Raw genomic sequence first — 20,626 nt, 5'->3', positions numbered from 1 at the left:
ATTGCATTTTCCCATCTTACTCCTGCAATTAAAGGTTTAAAAGTTAAACTACTGAGAATAGGTTGATTCGGAGCCGTCTCTGAAAGGTGCTGAAGCAAAGGTTTCAGCATTTGATCCTTTATTGTTGGGGTCTTTTTAATTACATGCTTCAAATTTAACCAACGCTAATCTATTTCTCCCAAGCAGGCCAACCTTCATCATGGGCCAAATAAGCGCGTCTACCAAATTCCAGTGGGGTGTTTCCTACCTCAAAAGCTCCCACATCTGGAGCATTCCCTTCGAAATCAGCATTAAATCCCGGGATTTCGATACCGCCATCAATCAATGGGTTGCTGATTTGTACCACCGGATCCGTAATGGCTCTTTTGACCTCACCGAATTGATAGGGCTTTCTTCCCCAGACGATAGAGTTGATCCGAGATCGCGGATAATATTCCAAGGAATATGAAGTCCGATAGAGCCTGGTTGCAGAAGGTGTGGTACTGAATTTTATGCCATTTTGTTCTTTGGCTACTCCCATTGATAGGCCTGAAAAATAATCGTAGTCGTAATCGCTATCGTCAACTGTCTCGCGGTCAGCTGCCAGTCTTCCTGACACATCAAAGATATTGTTCCTAGTGATTGTGTTGGAAATGCCATGGCCGGAGAAAGCATGGGACACACCCTTAGGTTGAACAATCGTATTGTGTAAAACATACCTTCTACCTCCGGCATAAGGCTCACGCTCTCCAGTTTTGATAAAAGACCCTCCAATAGGGTTACGATGTCCTACTCTGCTTTCTCCTACCACATTTCTATAAATATATATCGGGCCTTTGGTGGTAGAAGCCGTGGCGATACCATTGAAAAATTTATGGGCATAATTGCCAAATACTCTTACGTTCATATTGGCTCCCTCGACTTCGATGGCGTCATCCCATACACTACGGATTAGATTGCCATATATATCCGAGTCCCGGTTCATGTTGCCTACATTGGAATAATTTGAACCACCTCCGATGGCATCATTAAATCCATGATCTTCGGTGGATAGAATGTCGTTATAACGAATCACATTTCCTCCCAAGCTTTGGCTAATGGTAATGCCTTGAGGTCCTGCAGGATGACCTGTTTCCCAATCATTTGATGCCCCTCTGGGGTCTTCAATTAGGTTTCTTTGGATGGTTAAATTCCAAGTGCCATTTTCTGCATTGATACCGCTATCGGTGCTTCCTTCTAGGTTTCCATAAGTGATGGGGCCGCCTATCCTCCCCCAGAAAGTGATATAACATTGTTCAATGACAATATCGTGCCTGTCTTTCTTTATGCGAATACCGTCTACCTTTGCATTGCGAATTTCTACACCACGGACGATCACATAATCGGCATCAATTTGTATGCCCTCATTGCTTACATTGCCCATATTGAGTACGGAACTGGTGTTTTCAGGTACTGTTACCAAGTGGTAGCCTTCAGGAGTTCCGGATTCGGTAATAATGACGGGATCAGTAGATTCACCTTCTGGTAGGTAGGTTGTTTTTCCAATTGGAAACTGATCATTTCGTGTAGTGAAATTCATGGCTGTTTTAGCTTGATCACTCGATAGTTCTACTTGGAACTCCGTATTAGGATCAAGTCCTACAATGCTCCCTCGGTATTGGCCATCTCTGTCATCGTACACCAGATCTAATCCTTTTGTCCAATCTGAATCTGATGATTTTTTATATTTTACAGTGCAATTTCCTGATTCAGGTGTTGTCCAATACAAGCCGGCACATTCATAGGTTGAGACAGTATATGGATTGGGGGTATTTTCGCCCGGTGATTGGCAATACCCATCATGCAAAAACAATAAGGCAGCCAATAAAAAGATCAAGTTGAAAGGTTTCATGATAGAGTTTAAGATAATGATAATTAAGGTAGGTATAAATTTAAATCTATTTTTTCCTGAATTAGCAATATAGGTAATGCAAAGTGTAAAAATTTAGTATTGTTCATAAACCCCAAGATCCGGAGCCGTTCCATTGAATGGAAATCCAACATCAAACCCAATATTCAATAAGCCTGACTTGGCATTTAATTTCAGAAAACCTACCGAGTTCGGATCCAAACTTATAAAATCGGTTTCAGAGACTGTATAGTCGGACAAATTCCAACTGTTGTGGTGATGATTTCCGCTTCTGTAGCTCGGAGCCATATTGCCAAATTCAATATTGTTAACGGTGGTGGTGGTTTTTCCTAAGGTATAGCCCATATGGTTGTTATAGGATACATTATTATAAAACAACACATCTATACCACTATTGAAGTCAATTCCTGTCGCCCTATTGTTAAACGAAATATTGTGATGCACATAAGTATTGAAGCTTTGGTTAACTCCGCCGGCCTTTATGCCATTTCCGTTACCATTGGCGATTCCATTGGAGTGGATGATATTGTATGCAAATTCAGTATTTGTGGATCTCCATGAATCCACACCATCGTCTGAGTTGTGGTAGATAAGGTTATTAATAGCCCTATTTCCATCTCCTGAAGAAATGCTAATACCATCGGCGTCGCCACCATTATTGCCCCAATTGTCATCCGCATAGGTTAAACCTGCATCCGAGTTGTCATGAACAAGTGAATTCTTAACAGTGTTGAAGGACCCTTCAGCACCGTAAGGGTAGGCCTTGTAATCACTGAAAATGTGAATTCCTGTCCCTGAGTTGTGATGTGAATGAATTCCATCCATCAAATTGTGATTGCCAGTTATGCGAAGACCAGTTTGTGGCATATTTCTTACTTCTACTCGGCGCAACGCTACCCAACTTCCGGATAGGCTAATGCGAACCTTTGCTGCTTTTGCATGATCGGCCCCATCAAAAATAGCAAGCTCACCCGGATAGCTTTCGTAAATTATCGGGTTGCCCTGCTTGCCCGATTTATTGAATTGGATATTCTCCAATGGTAAGTCGTATTGCCCGCCTCTTAGGAATACAACATCTCCAGCTTGTGATTTGCTTATTCCTATTTTTAGGTTACAAGGGCTTTCCTGCGAACAATCTGATCCACTTCCTGTAGGGGATACGAAAAGGTTCCGTTGTCCGGATCCGAGTGCTGTTTGACTAATTTCCTGAGGGCCAAGGTTTATAGGGGTTGATGAAGTTCCTGCTGCGTACAGACGAAGCAAGTCCAAAGTTGATGCATCGCTTCCAAGGTTCACCCCACCCTCACCAACTCCAATTGCAGGACTGTCTGGAGAAAGATGAAGGAAATTGTGGTTGTTACGGATTGTGCTTTTAAATTGAGGTTCAATGATGTTTAGGTTCCAACTGTTATTTTCCTGGGTTGAATTAGGGCTGATGTCCAGGGTATTCCCGGTACCGGGTATGGTAAGGTTGTTCTTGAAAATGTTGCCAGAAGGTTGGGTAGCTTGGAAACTTGCTCCATACTTGGCTGTCCCTGTGTTGTCTCCTTTGTTATTGTTATATGCGGTATTGTTTATAAAGAAAACATTAGTTGCATTGTTATCAGTGAACCCTCTCTTTTTATTGTGAAAGGCAACGTTGTTTGTGAAGACATTATTTCCTCCGCTTGGTCCACCGCCTTTGAATCCGTTACCATTACCCTCCGGTCCATAGCCGTTATCATAAGCCATGTTGTGTTCAACCAGAGAATTTTCACCTTCCCATACATCAATTCCATCATCTGAATTATTGTAAACCAAATTCCATCTAATGATATTTCCTTTACCGGTTGTTATGCCGATTCCATCAGCATTATTACCTGCCTTGGTTGGATCCCCTGACATTGGAACTGTGTCGTAATTGTCGTAAGCAACGCACCACTCAAATACATTATTATTACCGTTGTAGTTTTGGATTCCGGTGAAGTTGTGCCCATGGGATACCAGACCAGTTATCAGGTTGTTTGATCCGAAAACGATGAGGCCACGATGGGGGCCATTGCTAATTGTGAAATTAGCAAATACATTATGGTTGGCTTTCACGGTTAGGAAATGCTTACTTTGAGGTGCCTTGGGCAATTCAGAGCCGTCAAAAATAGCCCACTCTCCCGGGTAGGAAGCCCAAACAATTTTTTGAGAAGAAGTTCCTGAAATATGGAAAGTTGCTTTTATAGGAAAAACGCCTCCTCGCAAATAAATCACATCTCCGGGTTGTACAGTCGCTGCTGCCTTGGTGATGGTTTTGAACGGAGTATCGACACTTCGGCCATCATTATTATCACTACCACTGGGGGAGACATACATGGTAGCAGGAGGTAAGATGTAAGGGCTTCGAAGTCTTGGTATGGGGTTCTGATTTAAGCCAAAAACCTCAAGGCTCATCTTTTTATTGGTGTAAAAGTCTCTACCAATCAAGCTATCTAGTACCGAATTAGTTCTAAATGCTTCTTTCGAATGTCCGTCAATATTATTAAAAAAGGCAATATAGAAGGCCAATTCAATTGCAAATAAAATCTTTTTCATAGTATATATTTGTCTTTATATTTACAATTCGCTATCGCAGGAAACAATAGTGAAAATGTAATAGGAGTACGGGCTAGGTAGCAATGTTCCTTATCAAGCAGAACCTAGCCTGCTTACCCAAATAATCGCCTTAAAAGTTCATCTGAAAGAGCGATAAAATCATATTATAATGCTTATGAATTTGGATTGTCATGACCTTCGTCAACCATCTATTCTTGTTCTTGATACCAATACTGTTCAAAGAACACTTCAGGATTGTCTGTAATTATCACCTGATTGAGGTTTATGTTTCCGTCGATAGCCTTCATCGATACCTGATGTTTTCCGGCTTGTAATTCAACGCCAATCTCTTGCAAAAACATGACTCTAAAGTCATTTTCATCTACGGAACCCCAGCGATAACCTGGTTGATATTGAAAAGTTTCTTCATGATTGTTATCCAAGGTTAACTGGAATTTACGAGACCTTCGATTTTCCTTTATAGCCATTCTCATCAGTAAAAAATATTTTCCGGGCTTTTTAATAATAAACTCCGCTTCCATCGATATTTCTTTTGAATCCTCATTTAGCTCAATGTATTTGCCCTTAGAAACTGAGGAATTATCAGCTGTTTTGGTGAATGCTGCCATGCCCGGTAGATTTGCAGTTTCAATGTAAACCGTATTGGGAGCAGCTGAAGGTTTTAGGTTTTCCTTAAATTTACCCTTTGCATATAGTGAGATCGGACGTGAGAGTCCATCCGGCGTTCTGACAATAAATGCCCCTCTGAATAATGGTCGGCCATACAGTTTGTTTTTATCTAGTTTGATCCTGAGTTTGATAGATTCTCCGGGATTCAATTCCCCTGAAGAAGGGCTTACTTGAAACCAATTGGAAACCTTGTTCTTGAGGATGTCAAATTTGACGGCCTGTTTTTCGGAAGCTGGTAAGCTTAGGCTTACTTCCATTACTGTTCTCTGAACAGGATTGATAAAGTTTAACTCCTGCGGATAGGCAGATAAAGCAAATGGACGAAAGGGAAGCGTATTTACACCATTTATAAAAGCACCCATGTTTTCTCCATCAAGTGTGATATTAACAAGAACGACTGACTTGCCTACAGCGATACTACTAGCGGCTAGCTGGTAATTTCCCTTTATCGGATCTATCATTTGCGGATCGCCTGCCATGCCATTTATTTCCAGCCCATTTCCATGGTATCCCAATAGTAGCTCCCGGGAAAGTTGAAGGTCATTTTCAATCCAAAATAAATCATTGTCAAAATCGTCCCACTTTGCCCAGTTAACGGGGCTTTGATTGGCAGAAGAAAAAATATTGTTTCGCATAAAACTAATTTGGCGGTGGGGAATTGGATTGTGATAACTGTGATAGGGTGCTGTGTGGCGCCCATAAAGGGTATTGTTTAAATAGTACCTTCTACCTCCTTGGGGATTCCCATGGCCATTTTTAAAGAAGTTAAATGTTAAACCGCTTTCATCGCCAAGGTTTGTAATTAGGTTGCCAAACACAAATTGTGGTCCTAGAATAGTAGCTCCCGTACTGACACCCATTAAGGTGCCCTCTACTTTGTTTTGGTAAAAACGAATATTCATCCCACCTCCCTCTAGTTCTGCGCTGTCATCATTGCCGAAAGCCAGGTAATTCCCATATATGTCGCTATCTCTGTAAAAACCCCCTGTTGCAGAGCCATTTTCGGAAGATTCTATCACATCATTCCATCGATGTTCGTCACTTCCTATCATGTCATTGTATCGAATCACATTACTGCCTCGTGAATTCCATACATATACCGCACTAGGTCCGGTAGGGTGAGAGAACATCCAGGAATTGGCTCTGAGGCGAGGATCATGTATATAGGACCGCTCTATAACCGTACCCAAGCTATGCGTAATTTTTACTCCGGCGTCATAATTGATTACTTTTCCATTTGAGTCCAGGTATCTACCAAGACTATTGTTGCCTCGAAAATCTTTATTTGTAAACACCTGTTTGCCAAGGCGACCCCATCCCGATATATCACAATTGATAATTCGAATGTACTCCGATTCAAATACCTCTATACCATGGTTGTATCCTCCTTCAATCCTTACGTTTTCGAGAATTACATACTTTGCATTTTTTACCAGTATGGCAGCAGTTTGAGCGTCCCTGTCTATGTATTCCCGCTTCAATACCCACCCTATTGGAGCGGTGTATTTCACCCACCCGTAAGGCTGGCCCTTATCGGTAATTACAATCCCTCCCTTAGGATCCAAAGTTAGTTTACTCAAGTCGATTACCTTTGCGATGGGTGGGTTACTAGTCCATGTACGAAAATCTTCTTGAAAAACAATTTGGCTGCTGTCTAGTGAGGAACGCACACGTAATTGCCATTCAGTATCTTCTTCCAATCCAAAAATACTTCCTTTCCAAACCCCAACAGGAAGGTCGCTAATGGTCGTGAATGTAGCATGCCATGTATCAGTTCCTTTGCGGCGAAAATCAACGATATATTCCTTTTCAGATACTCCTTCGGGATAAAAATAATAACTGCAGTTGTTAAAACTTGGTTTAATTTCAAGATCCCCTTTCTTCAACACTAAGTCAATGTCAGGACTTTGAGCGGATAGGCTCAATGAAAAAAAGAATATTATACATGACAAAAAAGCATGCTTCATTCTACTGTAATTTAAAATATTAATTTATGATTGTATCCGATTTTAAGCTAATTAAGCCAAGGTATAGCAATGAAATTCCCTAGGTCTCGTCCTGAATTCCTACAGGCCAGTTAAAAAAATAATGCAACAGTAATGTTTATGAATAATCTTTTAGTTATTTAAGATTATTTGAATCAACCTAAAGAATTATTTTTAGGTGCACTGGTGTTACAAGACATTTTAAGAATGATTAAAGTCAATCACCGAGGAATTCAAATTAATGTTTTTTAAGTAATTAGTCTTCAGCGATTAGGATAGAATTCTCTTCAAATTTCAAATCTCTATCTCTAAATACCAGCGTATCTGAAGCTACATAAGTATTCCCATCAGCTTCATAAGTATAATTCAAACGCATCGATTGCATGTCAATTCCAATAATGGATTCCGTGCTGGTACTCTTGTCTAAAAATTGTCCCGTTCCGGTAACTTCGTATAATGACCCTTCACTTGGGCTTATGACAATATCTCCACTGGGGGTTCCCCACATATTGGCGAATTCCAAGTTCATTGCATATCCTCCGGTTCCGCTGGTATTTTGACTTATGAAATTAGTGGAAGCTGTGCTTTTACCGGATGTTTTAAGGAAAACAATATTATCTCTTTCAACATGTCTGTCCTTATAAATAACGGTGTCAATAGCAGTGGTTCCTGAGTAAATAATGGTTTGGCCTCTTTGTAGATAAGATCCATGGTAACCATTAATATACTTTATACCAAATAAAACCCAGTCTTTAGGGCTTTTCCCAGCCTCCCAATCATTCAGATCTCTTTTGTCTGGGTTCTGTATATCAGCATTTGCAGGAGCCCCAACTAAGATGCTATCAGCCGAAGTGTTTGTGATCCGTAATGGTAAAACATAGGCGCCAGTAATAGCTAAAGGGTCATCAAAAAAGGCATTGGTCAGCTGAACCCTAACACTTCCGTTAAATGAACCCTTGGGTATGGTAATCAACGATGGGGCATCTAAAGTGTAATATTCTGCAGGTAGGGGAAGAACCTTATGCGTATCACCATTGTCAATCTTGTATACGCTATCAGTGAGGGAATTATCAATTACGAAATCCACAGTCCAATCGTTTTTATTTGTGGCATACAAGCCACCAATAGACACAGCAATGTCGAATTGAAGGTCTTTATCCAGGGTGTTATCAATCCTATCTTCTCCAATAGATAGTGTCCTTAGTGGAAGCTGTATTGGGAAATATACAGCAGTATGATCATAATCATAAAACCCAAACTCCTGATCTTTACAAGCCATTGTTCCAATGACTATCATTAAATATATCAATATCTTTTTCATGCTATAGCCGATTAGTGAATTGTACTTTACCACCCGTTATTTTGTTTTAGATTGTACTTAAGTGTTTCATTGTATGGTATGGGTCCATATATCATGAAGGGCTCATAAATACGGTTTTCTATCTCCCTATAATCATAGGAAAAGGTATTCTCAGAATTCGAAATATAAACACCTTTAACGGGTTCTTGCATGGTAGCCACATCATTCCACCTACGTATATCCCAAAATCTGAAACCTTCAAAACATAACTCCAGACGTCTTTCATTTCGTATAAGGGCCCGCATTTCTTCAATTGAAGTTATACCATTCAAATAGGTATCAGTTGAAGATATGCCTGCACGAGCGCGTAGTTCTTTTACAATTGTTCTTGCTGTAAACCCATAACCATTAGGATCCCCATTAGGTCCCCACGCTTCATTAGCTGCCTCAGCGAAATTCAGATGTATTTCTGTTTCTCGAAAGAGGGTATAGATGTGATTCGTAGAAACCTGATTTCCAGGCCTAAGGCTTACACTTTCATCCATAAGTTTTTTCAAGTAATAGCCTGTGCGTGTAGAATTTTCCTGCGCTCGAATTCCATCTATTGATTGGCCTTCATAGGTAAAGATTGTATTACCTTTAAATTCAGCACCGTTGTAAATAATATAGGTGTTTAGCCTTGAATCCCTGTTTTTATAAGGATTTTCCGGATCATAACCGCTAAGTTCATGGCTTATAGGATATCCATTGTTCATGGGAAATGCATCAACAAGGTTCTGAGATGGATTTGTTCTTGCAGACCCAAAAAGCGATGGGGGAAAATTCTGATTTTCCCATCCGAGGGTTAATTGTCTTGATTGATTCCAAATCAGTTCTTTACTATCAATGGTGGAATAAAAAGCGATACCTTCCTGGTACAAATCGCCCAATTCAGATAAAAATTCACCTGATATTTTTGCAGCCTCCTCCCAGGTTACACCACTTGATTCTGAAAAGGCTGGGCTGGCGGCCTGCAACACCACTCGGGATCTCAAAGCTTTCGCAGCTTTTCCATTCATTCGGCCATCAAGTTTATTTCCCATAACCGCATCGTAATTGGCATCGCCTGAGTTTTCATATACTTCGGGCAGATTGGCAATGGCAATATCTATATCCGATAAAATACTAGTAACAGATTCGGCGTAGGTATTTCGAGGTAATTCCAAATCGTCTTCCGGCAAAAGTGTTTTATCTACTATTGGAAACCCCAAGAGATCTCCATCAGCACTTTTTCCACCGTAAGCCCTTAAGAGCTCAAATTTATACCATGCTCTTAAGCCATATGCTTCTCCTTTTAACCTTTTTAAATAAAGCGCGTTCCGGATGTCATTATCTGAAGCTGGTCTAGAGATATCAACGGCATAATCCGCCGATTCATAAATATCTAGAAATTTATTCAGGTAATATATTTTCGTATAGTCCTCACTCCATGAACCCGTAGCGCCATACTGAGAAGACCACTCACCAGTTGCCAAACGCAGGTAAGCCGAAGTCAGGTCATTGGTGACTGCATCATCGGTAGCAGTTTCAAAGTTAAAGCTATAGCCATTAGGTAAACCCGTATAGCCCTGCATTAAAAGCCCTTCAACAAAGCTTGGCCGCGTTAGCAAAATATCGTCAGTGTAGGTATTGTCTGGTTCAGGAAGAAAATAGTCATCACAAGAAATCAAGCCTATAAATGCCAGGTACAATACAAAATAGTTTAGTTTGTTCATCTTATTTATTTTCACCTATCAAAATTGTAAATTAACTCCGGTAGAAAATGATCGCATATTGGGGGCACTTCCTATCCTTAGATTTAATACATCGGTCATCCCTGAGAGCATTACTAAGTTGTCTCCTCTGAGGAAGAAACGCGCCTCATTTAAACCTATAAAATTCATGTCAGAAACGGTATAGTTTAATTGGACGGTTTGTAATGAAAACCTATCAGTTTTATATTGCCAGTAGGTAGAATTTCTGAAATTATTTGAGCCAGTTGTAGTTGTTAATCGAGGGTATTTTGCCTCATTAGGCGCTTCAGCTGTCCAACGGTCCAATACAAAGTTTGAATATTTATCATCTCCCCTGACCCAGTAGTAAGAGCCAGAGTAGGCGCCCTCTGCCCCAAATTGTCCTCGTCCAAGTGCAAATAACTCAAAGGATTTGTAGCTTAATTTTAAATGTAAGCCCATCTCAACTCTTGACGTGGAGTTTCCAATCATCTGTTGGTCATTTACATCAATTATCCCATCACTATTTAGGTCTTTGTATTTAACGTCCCCTGGACGTACCACACCAAATGACTGGTCAACATGGTTATCAATGTCTTGCTGATCCTTGAATAAACCCAGCGCAACATATCCAAATCTTGCATCCATTGGCTTATCAGCCCTCATACGGTATTCATCCGCATAGAATGGTTCATCAATGGTAAGGATCTTAGGTACGGAATAAACCAAATTGGCACCAATATTTAATTTAAGGCCTCCTACTTTTGAAACATGATTTATCCCAAGCTCAACTCCCTGAGTTTGCTCACTTCCATAGTTACTATAGGGAATTACCCCTATAAGGTCAGGGAGTGTATTGGCTCTTTGAACCACGAAATCATAATTTTTATAATAGAAGTAGGACGCTTGTATGCCTAATCGATACTCTAAAAGCATGGATTCAAATCCAATGTTATAGTTCATCATTTTCTCCCATAATAGATTGGGGTTTCCAGGATATATTCTTTGACTTGCATTGGATGCTTGCCCATTTGCATAACTAAAAGTGCTTTGAGCGCGATAATAATCATAAGTAATTTTATCATCTGTTACATTTACATCAGTATTTAGGATACTCCAGTTGGCATTTAGTTTTAAATAGTTAATTGAAGGATTGTTTTTGATGAAGTCTTCTTCTGAGAGCACCCAGCCTAAACCAACTCCGGGGGAAAAAGCATATTTATTGTCATTTGTACCAAAATATATTTGTGAACCGGCATAGGCTCCGGTAAATTCTGCAATGAACTTGTTTGAGTACATGTAATTTGCCCGGAAACCAATATGCCCATATCTGTTAGGTGTCCAAAGTGACTCACGAGTATTGACCTGTGAGAAAATTAATGCGTTTGCATTGAACTCATGGACTTCGTTAAATATCCTGGAGTAGTCAATTTTGCCATAAAAAGCATATCCTTTGTAAAAATAACCATCAATTACGGTTTGATCCGTTACTCTAACATCGTTACCAATCTTTGATATGTTTGCAAGGGTATTACTACCTTCTATGAAAGAGGGGGAATAAGTAGCATAATCGTTTTGCATTTCTTCCCAACTGAAGCTATAATTATTGAAGCTAACGAGGGCAGAAGCCTTTAAGCCTTCGGTGATGCCTTCAAGGTCAAACTCAAGACCTGTGTTAATGTCCATTAACCAGCTAAATTGTTTGCTTGTGCCATTGAAGAGTAAATCGCCATATACATTGTTTTGGTAATTATTGGTACCACCCAATAAATATTGACCGTCGACCAAATTAGCACCTGCAACTAACTCTGGAAATTCAGTGGCTGCACTTGCTGGGATCAAGAGGGGGTATAAATTGGGGAGATAGGTAGATGAAATCTCCCAAAAGTCACTTCTTGACCAAAAATTACCTGAATACCGTGGTGCGTTGGAATTATTAAGGATAAACGAACTATTAAACTTAAGCTTTATAATATCAGTAATTTCGTAATCAACAGCAGTTCTTAAATTAAACCTGTCGCTTTTTTCTTGTTTTCCGACATTTATTAATCCATTGTTCCGTCTCCACCCAATATTTACAGCAAACTGTCCTACCTCATTTCCGTTGGCGATATTCGCATTAAAATTTTGGTAGGATGAACTATTCTTAAGAAATGTAGAATTATAATAATCCTGATCTGGATAGCGTAGCGGGTTATTTCCTAGTCTTGTTCCTTCTATCTCTTCTTGTGAATACCTTGGTGCTAGGCCATCATTAACAGAAGCCTCATTGTAAAGCTCCATGTAATCTGATGATGAAAGATACTCAGGATAGGAGATTGGTTTATTAACCCCTGTTTGGAAATTGAAATTTAGGACTTTTTTATTTGGTGTCCCTCTTTTAGTAGTGATAAGAATTACGCCATTTTTAGCCCTTGCGCCATATAATAGTGCAGATGACAAATCTTTTAAAACTGAGATGTCTTGAATTTCCTGCGCAAAAATCTCATCATTACCCAAATTACTCCAATCAGGGTAGACATTATCGATTGGAATACCATTAATAACAATTAACGGATTCCCCATTCCTCTAATATTATACGAAGAGAGCAATCCTGATACTCTACCTCTTAATATATCACTTACACTATTTTCTTGGCTATAATCAAGTATTTCAGGGACGTTAAGTGTTCCAACAGCTCCTGGAATTTGACGTTTAGTTAGAATATCAAACGGGACATTGACAAGGTCATTCCCACCTGTTTGAAATGGTGCTTTTGTTAAGATAAGTATATTCTCATCTAGTGAATAATTAAAATAACCTTCTGTATAACCTTCAGCTTCAACAAAAATTTGAAAATTTGGAGTGGCTGTTATAGAGAATTCACCAACTGTATTAGTTGTAACTGTTTCATTTCTTTCGCCGTAAGTTACGGTAGCGCCTGATATGGGATTCCCTTCATTGTCCTTAACAATCATTTTTCTTTGCACCTGCGCAAATAAAAAAACCTGAAAAATTAAAACTAAGGCAAATGCTAAGAAAATAACCCTTGATATATTCTTCATATCTATTATTTTTTTCATGTATCGTAAAAGGGAGAATTACCAACCAGGATTTTGTTCAAATTCAGGATATAACTGTACTTGCTCGCGATAAATTGGCAACCAGTAGTGTTTTGGATTGTCGAATACTCTGAGCGTGTGCAGGTTCCTGTTAAAAAACGTCCAATTTTTATCAAAATCTAAAGTGTAAAGCGGCTTGTTTTCTTGAAGGTGTCCTATATACCACCTGCGGATATCAACCCAATAGCCATTGCCTTCAAAAGCCAATTCCACACTTCTTTCATTCCGAACCAGATCCATAAAATTATCATAACCGGTTGCTGCTTCTGTTACAGGAGGCATTCCAGCCCTATTGCGAACAATATTAATTGCATCTACAGCTGTAAGATGGGCCCCAGGGGCTGTGCCCAGTGGGCCGTATGCTGCGGCAACAGCTTCAGCGTAATTAAGGTAAACTTCTGCGAGCCGGATAAGGGAAGGTCTGAATTGAAAATTTCTCCACTCATTGTCAAAAGTATTCATTCCATAGGGTATGAATTTATTAATTAGGTAGGTACTTGAAGCTTGGTTACCTGGCCTAGCTGTAGGTTCATCTCCAACGTATCCATGCCAGACCGAATTTACATTATCGCCCACTTTATCTCTGTCGACTGCTATATTGGCTTTGAATCGAGGGTCTCTGTTTTTCCAACGTTTATTGTCGTCTTGATCATATTCTACTTTGTATCGGGTGCCATCTGCCATCTCGAATCGATCAACAAAATTCTGAGAGGCAGTAGTCATTCCTCCTTCAGCACCCAAATACGTAGGGTGCCAATGCAGTCTTGCAGTCGACCACATTAGAGAGCCAATTTCTTTAGTTGGCTTAAGCCAAAGTGTTTCTGATGTCCAAACATTTGTGCCATCGTTATTATTATGAAAAAGACTGCTGTACTCTTCCCAAGGAACAAGTGAATACACACCTTCGTCGGCCATTTTTATCACCTCCCAGCTAGCAGCGGCAGATCTTTTGCTAAATTCTTCGTTGTAATTGAAACCATTACCTGAAAAGCCATTCATAAGGGGGCTAGCTGCGTAAAGTAAAAACCTCCCTTTTAAGGCCATGGCAGCACCTTTAGTTATCCTGCCGGTATTGGTTCCTTGGCTATCTCGACCCAGAACAGTGTTATCCCAATTGACCGGAAGAAGCGCAATTGCTTCGTCCATATCAGCATCAATTTTTTCCGCAGTTTCCTGGTAAGAAAGACGCGGAAGTTTGGGGACATTTGTACCTTCAAAGATGACGTCTGCATAAGGCATACCTCCAAATCCTTCAATAATTTGCTGGTGAAACCAAGCTCTGAAAAAATAGGATTGACCTTTGATTATATTTTTCTGTTCTTCAGATCCTTGTAATAAATCTATGTTCTCTAAAGCGGTATTGGACCTTCGTATTCCTCTCCACCCACCATACCAAATACCACCTTCCCCAAAATTATCCCAATCTCCAATTCTTGGTCGATTATTAACCCAATAATAGTTGACTAGGCCACGGCCAATTAAAGTCCAATATTCTCCTTTATTAGCAGCTGTAACCTTGTCACTAAAGATAAAAATGCCTTCCCCTCCCCAATAGGGGGCATAAGGCGCATACTGACCTAATAGGTCCACTACTTCTGCATAATTATAATCCGCATATCCCATATAGGATTCAAATGTTCCAAATATATCTTCCTCAGTTATATCCGCTTCGGGGGTTCTATCAAGATATTCTTCACAAGAAATGAATAGGAAAGAAAGAAAAATTGAAAGAATCCAATGAGGTTTTAAAATTGTTTTCATAAAACTTGAGTTTTCTATTAAAATTCTAAATGCATTCCCAAATTGACTCTTCTTAGCACGGGATACATGTGCCTGTCTGATACGTTTGAAAGCTGACTTACTTTATCCATATCGAGATAGACAGGTGAGAACATAAACAGGTTATTTCCAGATAAAGAAATCCGGGCATTAGAAATGTTAAGTTTTTCTAATAGTTGAACATTCTGTCCGGTGATATTGTAACTTATTTCAGCATTTTCACACCTCAGGTAATAACGCGGGTAATTGATAAATCCCTGTCTTCCTCTACTCGAAAATCTGCTGGAGGCATTCATTGCATCTTCGCCGAATCTTTCAAGCTCAGGTGACCAAATATTGTCTACATAGTGGTTTGCAATCCTTGCCACACTGGACCCAAAACTTGATCCGGAATATCTCCAGTTTAAGCCGGAAGAAAGATTATATACCCCGTAAAAAGCTATGCTGGCGCTAAAATTCTTAAAGGATATTCCTGCCGAAGGCGAGTAGGTGTGTTGGGGTCTAATGGGATAATCAGCGGGTACATTGTCATCAGCGTTAATGATTCCGTCAGCGTTATAATCAAGCGTCTTAAAGTCACCAGGGAGTAAGTCACTATTGTTTTCTGTTCCCACAGAATTATAAATATCATTCCAGGTACTGTAAAAACTATGGTCTCCTTGATTTAAAGTAGCCCTACGTATATCCATCGGGAATCCTTCCTGTTTTTGATAAGCTGGTCTTAATTCAGGATCACCCTTGAAGACAACATTGTCAATCACATAGGAGGCCCCAAATTTAAACCAGTAACCAAAACTTCTTGTAGCCTGATTCCTGAACTCTGTTTCAATTTCCCAGCCTTTTATATCCACAATACCCACATTTGCAGCAACAGGGTCAGCACCGTAAAATGCTGGTAAAACCCTGTCTCCACCAGATAGAAATATATTACTCCGGTGTTCTGTGAAATAGTCATAGGTAAAAAGCAGTCTATTGTCAAAAAATGCAGCTTCAATACCATAGTCAATTTTATGGGAAGTTTCCCACTGAATGTCAGGATTTGCTATCGTTCCTTCATACCGATAGGGGAATGGTGAAGAAACGGTATAAGGGGCACCGAACTCCATGCCAGTGCCACCTGCTGGATTAACGATATAACTATTGGTGTAGAGCCATCGATCAATACTTGCATCACTACCCACTTTACCATTAGAATATCGGAATTTAAGCGTATTCATGATAGGTCGAATCGGTTCAAAAAATGCTTCGTTGGAAACTATCCATCCAATGGCTGCTGAGGGGAAAAACCCAAAGCGATATTTTGGAGCGAACTTTTCAGAACCATTATAAGCTGCATTGGCTTCTAATAAATAGCGATCATCATACCCATAAGTTACTCGTCCGACCCAATCTTCGCGGTAAGTGGGAAAAACAGATCCTATTGTTCTTTCTGCTCTGCTCACCAATGCCAAGCCAGTGACATTGTGCTTGCCAAAATCAGCTTGATAGTTTGCTTGAAATTGATATAAAATTGAACGCACAGTACTATTTGTCAAGATACTCTGAGAAAAAGTACGCGTGGGAAACGGAGTCCAATCGTATCCGTCAGCACCAGGAGTCCTCCTTGCAATGTTCCAGGTAGTATATTCCTCCTCTAATTCACTTAATGCAGTGCCACTGAGATTGGCACTAAATCTTGGGTCATCAACAATTGATTTCGAGATATATTTGGTTAATGGGCCATCCAAATAGGTGGTCTTCCCGCTGGTACGTGACGAGTTATCATATCCCAATTTAGCTTCAACAGAAAGTCCTTTTAAAATAAAACCTAGATCCTGTGCCAGTGTGAAATCAGTATTTAGTCCTGTGCCTCCCCAGTGTTGGGCACTTGAATAACCAAAGTCATATACTGAGTTAGTCATTAGGTACGCACCTTCATCACGAGCATAAGTTCCGTCCGGATATTTTACTGGAAATATTTCAGGGGAAGATTCCCAAACGCCTCTCCATGCACTGTCGCCACCGCCTCTAACTCCCTGGTCAAAAAAGTATCCTGATAAACCAACCCTGAACATCGTAGTAGGGGTAAGCTGGAAATCCAGGTTACTTCTGATATTAAGGCGTTTAAAATCATTTTCTATAGTTGAGTTTGGATCAACATTTAACGTCTTAAGCATATCTGTTTCATTCAGGTAGGAAACAGTAGTGAAATATTTAACGAATTTTGTTCCTCCTGAGGCGCTTAAGTTATACGTCTGATCAATAGTGTAATCTTTTAAATTTTCATCTCTCCAGTTTACATTTGGAAAATAGTAAGGATATTCATTTGTTCTGAAATGTTCCACCCATTCCTGAGGATAGATAAAGTCCCAACTATTAGGTCTAAGTTGTACTTCGTTTAAAATTGCATTATTCATTGTCTGCACAGCGGGATAAGAATCTGCTGGCCGCTGTCCCTCTTGCATTCTTGAAATGTTTTTAAATGTTGTTTTGCTATCGAAGGTCACAACAGCTCTTCCCTCACTTCCTCTTTTCGTAGTAATGAGAATAACACCATTAGCACCTTTCACACCAAAAACAGCTGTAGCAGAAGCATCTTTTAAAACAGATATAGACGCTACTGCATTGGGGTCTACATTCAATATGTCACGCTCAATTCCATCTACTAAAACAAGCGGAGAAGAATTGTTCCAAGTGCTTTGTCCACGTATTAATAACTGGGCATTCTCACCATTCCTTCCCGAATAATCTACTCCTCCCGGTACACCGGTTGAAATCATACTTGTCAAACCAGGAGTAGATCCTCTAAGTGATGTTCCTAGATCAGCACCTTGAACACCTAATCTAACTTTGTCCCCTTCAATTTTCGAAATAGCTCCTACAAGACTCTCCTTTTTTTGAGTTCCATAACCCACCACTACTACCTCATCCAAAGAGGATATATCTTCCTGTAAAGTAACATCAATTACGCTTCTTCCTCCAATTGGTATTCTCTGGGTCTCATAACCTATAAAAGAAAATACCAAAGTGGATTCTTCAGGAATGGTTAAACTGTACCTGCCCTCCAAGTCAGTTACGGTTCCAATTGAGGCCCCTGGTAATGAGATGGTTACGCCAGGTATCGGCTCACCTTTAGTGTCCTTAATCGTTCCGGAAATGGTTACATCGGCCAGCTGAGTGATTATTGTCCCTTGATTTGATTTGTTAATGGCAGGCTTTACATGAATATTCTCATTCACCTGTACAAAGCTTAATTGGGTCTGTTGTGAAATAGATTCCAATACCTTATATACTGTATTAGAATCCACAACAGTAACCTTTTGATCAAGGTCTACTAGAAAATGGTTATAAGTAAATTTAAATTCAGTTTTGTTTTCTACTTGGCGAAAGAATTTAGCTAAACTTTTCCCATCGATATGTAAGGTAAGCCTCACGTCCTCAATTGAATTGCGCTGAGCATTCCCAGTGTTGGCCAATAAAATAGTGCACATAAATAACTGCACCAGAAAAGCGTATAATAATCTTTTTGACAGCATTATTAATTGTCTAAGTACATTTTTATTCATACTATTGTTTAGTTTAAGTTATACGACTTGAATGTAGGTCATTGTCCATTTTGAGAAGAAACAATGGCTTAATTTTGGCAACGCTCGTTCCCCCACGGAACGGGTGTTGTCTTTTCATTTTTCATGTTATTTGGTGTTTTTAATTGTCACCATTTTATCTTCAATTTCATAAGCTAATCCTGAGGTGAAAAGCATTCCTCTCAAAACATTTTCCAAGCTTTCTTCTTTGTAAGTTCCTGAATAAGTCATGTTAGTATCAATTTCCCCTTCTAAGTGTAAGGTCACTCCAAACCAGTTCTCTATTTTTTCCTTGACCTCAACAAAAGAATTTTCTCTAAAAACCAGTATTTTATCTTTCCACCCTATAAGGGTCAAAGGGTCAAATCCGGTTTTGTGAAAGGCCCCGTCTTCGCCTCTTACCATTATCTCAGAAGGGGCAAGTTGCATCTCGTTTCCTTTCTGGTCATTGATAATCACCTTTCCAGTTACTAGGGCCACCGTTAGTGCACCATTCTGCTTTTGGTTGACATTGAAGGAGGTGCCTAAAACCTTTATTTTGGTCTGCCCTGTTTTTACCACAAAAGGCCGTTTCTCCTTTTGAACTTCAAAGAAGGCTTCGCCCCTCAAGCTTACCAGTCTTAGGCTGTCATTAAATCCTGAGGGATAGCTGATTTCACTTCCTGAATTCAGGAATATCCTCGATCCATCAGATAATGTTAAAATTGATTTTTTACCAGCAGGGTTAACTCTTTTGATCATTGTCACCCTATCGGATTCTGAAAGTTCAGCCTTAGAAGGATTAATAATAAGTTTATAGCTGATCCCCAGGCAAAAAAGAATCATCACCCCGGCAGCCATCATTCTCCAGGGAAATTTAAAATTCAGGGATTTTGCCCCTCTTTCTGTTTTTTTTAATTCCGAATCATTGTCTGCCTTTAAAATATTTTCGAATGCCTCTACATAGCGTCTATCTCCCATTAAAGGCTTTGACTCATAGTGAACAGAACTTATAATAATGGCAGCTTTCATCACCATATCACGTTTTTCGGGGTGCTGCTCAAGCCATTTTTCCCAGAAATGGCGGTTATTCTCGTTTGGATTTTTCACCCAATGAATGAAAAAATCATCCATTAAGAAATTGTCAATAGTGTAATCTTCGTATTTCATATAAAGTGGATAAAAACCACTGGTTAATTCGTTCTACTGTTTATTCTTGATGATGACTTTTAGTGAAGCCAAAGCCCTGTAGATAATTTTCCTGGCCGACTTTACCTCACTAAATTCCATCACTTCTTTAATTTCCTTAAAATTCATCCCCTCCTCATAAAGTAGCAGGATGGCCTGTCTTTGACGGGGACTTAGCTGGTTCATGGCCGAGACAATTATTTCTTTCCTTTCAATTTCATATTCCTGTTGGATGAGTTTGGTTTCATGGCAGATTTCTATAGGGAAAATCCTCTCGTCTAGCCCACACGATAGAATAGAAGTGCGTTTCTCTCGCTTTATCATTCGTACCACTTCTCTTTGCATAGTCTTGTATAAATAGGCCCTTATATTGCTTACCTCTGTCAAATGGCCTCTCTTTCGCCTTAATTCAATAAATATATTCTGTATGCAATCCTGTAGTATTGCCTCATCTTTAGAAAATTGTCCCCCATATTGAAACAATGATGGAGCATAAACTCGGTAGATGTAATTGAATGCGGCTTCATTCCCTTTATTAAAAGCACTCCAAATGTCCATATCTGTTCTGCTCTCATATTGTTTAATAGAGTTATCATGCTTTAAAGTAGAAATTTCTGCATTTTTGGTATGTTTTGAATTAATCATTGGTTGATTTAATGAATTTTTAGGCTGTATAATATAAAGAGGAAGCCAAGTAGTTAAATGACCCCATAAAGTTTTATTAATTTTTTAAAAATCAATATTTGATGTGTTTGTTTTTCAGAATGACAAGGGTTTTGTTAAGGGGTTGTGCTTTGTGAAAAAAATAATAATTTTAACCTCGGATGAGAACTAGGCAA

General features: G+C 39.6%; 10 protein-coding genes. All 10 read right to left on the bottom strand.

All coding sequences use genetic code 11. The features are described from left to right. Positions 1-169: 169 nt before the first annotated feature. On the bottom strand, positions 170-1,870 hold the full coding sequence (locus AAC073_RS08475) for a right-handed parallel beta-helix repeat-containing protein (protein WP_339923420.1): 1,701 nt from the start codon (positions 1,868-1,870) through the stop codon (positions 170-172). 93 nt (positions 1,871-1,963) lie between these two features. Next, on the bottom strand, positions 1,964-4,450 hold the full coding sequence (locus AAC073_RS08470; protein WP_339923419.1) for a right-handed parallel beta-helix repeat-containing protein: 2,487 nt from the start codon (positions 4,448-4,450) through the stop codon (positions 1,964-1,966). Between the two features lie 209 nt (positions 4,451-4,659). Next, on the bottom strand, positions 4,660-7,107 hold the full coding sequence (locus AAC073_RS08465; protein WP_339923418.1) for a right-handed parallel beta-helix repeat-containing protein: 2,448 nt from the start codon (positions 7,105-7,107) through the stop codon (positions 4,660-4,662). A 274-nt stretch (positions 7,108-7,381) separates the two neighbouring features. After that, positions 7,382-8,446 (bottom strand): DUF1735 domain-containing protein, encoded by a 1,065-nt coding sequence (locus AAC073_RS08460; RefSeq protein ID WP_339923417.1) that lies wholly within the window; start codon positions 8,444-8,446, stop codon positions 7,382-7,384. A 26-nt stretch (positions 8,447-8,472) separates the two neighbouring features. Continuing rightward, positions 8,473-10,179, bottom strand: coding sequence for a RagB/SusD family nutrient uptake outer membrane protein (locus AAC073_RS08455; protein WP_339923416.1), 1,707 nt, complete (start codon positions 10,177-10,179; stop codon positions 8,473-8,475). 18 nt (positions 10,180-10,197) lie between these two features. Then, positions 10,198-13,221 (bottom strand): SusC/RagA family TonB-linked outer membrane protein, encoded by a 3,024-nt coding sequence (locus AAC073_RS08450; RefSeq protein WP_339923415.1) that lies wholly within the window; start codon positions 13,219-13,221, stop codon positions 10,198-10,200. A 36-nt stretch (positions 13,222-13,257) separates the two neighbouring features. Next, on the bottom strand, positions 13,258-15,039 hold the full coding sequence (locus AAC073_RS08445; protein WP_339923414.1) for a RagB/SusD family nutrient uptake outer membrane protein: 1,782 nt from the start codon (positions 15,037-15,039) through the stop codon (positions 13,258-13,260). Positions 15,040-15,056: 17 nt separating this feature from the next. Then, positions 15,057-18,602: a SusC/RagA family TonB-linked outer membrane protein gene (locus AAC073_RS08440; RefSeq protein WP_339923413.1), complete on the bottom strand. Its 3,546-nt coding sequence runs from the start codon at positions 18,600-18,602 to the stop codon at positions 15,057-15,059. A 126-nt stretch (positions 18,603-18,728) separates the two neighbouring features. Beyond that, the gene (locus AAC073_RS08435) at positions 18,729-19,769 is read right to left on the bottom strand and encodes a FecR family protein (protein WP_339923412.1); all 1,041 of its coding nucleotides are present in this window, start codon (positions 19,767-19,769) and stop codon (positions 18,729-18,731) included. Between the two features lie 33 nt (positions 19,770-19,802). Continuing rightward, complete coding sequence (locus AAC073_RS08430; protein WP_339923411.1) at positions 19,803-20,432, bottom strand: sigma-70 family RNA polymerase sigma factor; 630 nt, start codon at positions 20,430-20,432, stop codon at positions 19,803-19,805. Positions 20,433-20,626 lie beyond the last annotated feature (194 nt).

The sequence above is a fragment of the uncultured Cyclobacterium sp. genome (genome assembly GCF_963977555.1).
GTDB lineage: Bacteria > Bacteroidota > Bacteroidia > Cytophagales > Cyclobacteriaceae > Cyclobacterium.
This window is presented reverse-complemented; position numbering and strand designations above follow the sequence as displayed.